Source organism: Devosia sp., assembly GCF_041917035.1.
Taxonomy (GTDB): domain Bacteria; phylum Pseudomonadota; class Alphaproteobacteria; order Rhizobiales; family Devosiaceae; genus Devosia_A.
Window position 1 is genome coordinate 1 of record NZ_JAYRYM010000441.1, and the last position, 1,703, is coordinate 1,703.

The following is a 1,703-nucleotide window of genomic DNA, read 5'->3' on the forward strand; positions in this document are numbered from 1 at the left end:
GCGAGGAACACGAAGAAGATTTCGCCGCCCACCATCACGGCGGCGAGCGCCCAGTTGAGGGTCCCGCCCGCCAGGATCAGGCTGATGGTCACGGCGGCGGCCGAGGGCAGGGTGCTCATCAGCGTCGCGCCCGGCAGCGTTCGGGTCGACACCGCGTTGGCGGCGATCCCGACCAGCGCCATGGCGAACATCGAGACCTGCAACCCCACCGTATCGGCCGCGATCAGCGAGAACAGCGCAAGCAGCGCCCAGGCGATGCCGTACACGGTCTCGGCCGCGATGAAGCTCGTGGTCCAGCGCGCCGCCTGGAACTTCTGCGGATCGGCGCTGAGGAAGCGCCGGCAGAGCAGCATCACCGCTCCATAGCCGATCAGCACTGCGGCTGCCCATCCGATCGCGGCGATCGGCGCCACCCAGAGGCTGGCGAACAGCGCCAGGATCAGCACCAGCGCGGGCGCCGCCAGCATGCCGCTCAGCCGGGACTGGGCGTATTCCTCGAGCAGTTCGTAGTCGAAGGAGGCGCGTGTTCCGGAACTGGAGGTGAGCCGCTGGCGGGCTTCGAAGACCGCCTTCTGCGAGCTGCGACGCGCCTCGCGACCCAGCGGGCCGCGCAGGCCGTCGCCGTGCTTCGCGGGCTTCATCGCCATAACGCCTACTCAAACTCGATACCGGGGCGAACAGAACGCGTTCGCTGCGATTGCGCAAAAACCCTACGCGCAGCATGGTTAAGCCGAGGTGAAGCCGGGGATGCGGATGCCGAAGCGTCGTGGATCAGGGCCACATCCCGCAACGGTGCCGGTGCGACCCATGCCGGCCTGGGCCGACGGACGCCGGCCGCAGCCTCGCGGCAGCGGGCGATGGCTGCTCATCGCGCTCGGGCTTGTCGCCCTCGTCGTCTATGCCGCCATGCCGGATCCGGCGCCGGCCCCCGGCAACACCCCGATCACCGGCGCCCCCGGGCGCATCGTCGACGGGGACACGCTGGACCTCGCCGGACGACGGATCCGCCTCGTCGGCATCGATGCGCCCGAGTTGCAGCAGACCTGCGGCACCTCGACGGGGGGCACCTGGGCGTGTGGCACCGAGGCGCGTTCAGCGCTGCGCACTCTTGCCGCGGGCTCCATCGACTGCGCCCCCTCGGGGACGGATCGCTATGGTCGGACCCTTGCCACGTGCAGGCAGGCCGGGCGGGACGTGGCCGCGGCGCTGGTCGACTTGGGCCTCGCGCTCGGCGGCGAGAGCTATCGCCGCGAGGAGGATGCGGCTCGGGCGTCGGGCCGGGGCATCTGGCAGGGACGTTTCGTCGCGCCTGCCGACTGGCGCCGCGACAGCGGGCGCGACGAGGCAGAGACGGCGCCGAATCCCAGCCGGTTCGAGCGATTCCTCGCCTGGCTGCTGGCCGTGCTTTCCGGTTGACACCCGGAAGATATTTGCGTTGTATGCGCCCGCTTGGGCGGCAACTTTGCGCAAATGGGTAAGATTTGTCGCAGTTGTCGGAACTTATTTCCGGGGGCGATCATAGCCTTGGACAAGATCGATCGTAAGATTCTGGCGCTCCTGCAGAAGGATGCCACCACCCCTGTCGCCGAGATCGGCCGCAAGGTCGGACTCTCGACGACCCCCTGCTGGCGCCGCATCCAGAAGATGGAAGAGGACGGGGTGATCAAGGGCCGCGTCGCCGTGCTCGACCCGACCAAGGTCAA

General features: G+C 68.9%; 2 protein-coding genes and 1 pseudogene. 2 read left to right on the plus strand and 1 reads right to left on the minus strand.

The features are described 5' to 3' along the window. Positions 1-641, minus strand: a pseudogene (locus ACE3TU_RS22075) (sensor histidine kinase); the annotation flags it as partial. Between the two features lie 166 nt (positions 642-807). Here ACE3TU_RS22075 and ACE3TU_RS22080 point away from each other — a divergent pair. Further along, entirely contained in the window at positions 808-1,416 is a 609-nt protein-coding gene (locus tag ACE3TU_RS22080; protein WP_374628001.1) for a thermonuclease family protein, read from the plus strand. A 108-nt stretch (positions 1,417-1,524) separates the two neighbouring features. After that, on the plus strand, positions 1,525-1,703 hold a 179-nt coding region (locus tag ACE3TU_RS22085), incomplete at its 3' end, for an Lrp/AsnC family transcriptional regulator (RefSeq protein WP_374628002.1).

Excerpts from the sequence above, each read along its gene's own strand:
- ACE3TU_RS22080 (WP_374628001.1), top strand. The coding sequence starts at position 808 with ATGCCGGCCTGGGCCGACGGACGCCGGCCGCAGCCTCGCGGCAGCGGG.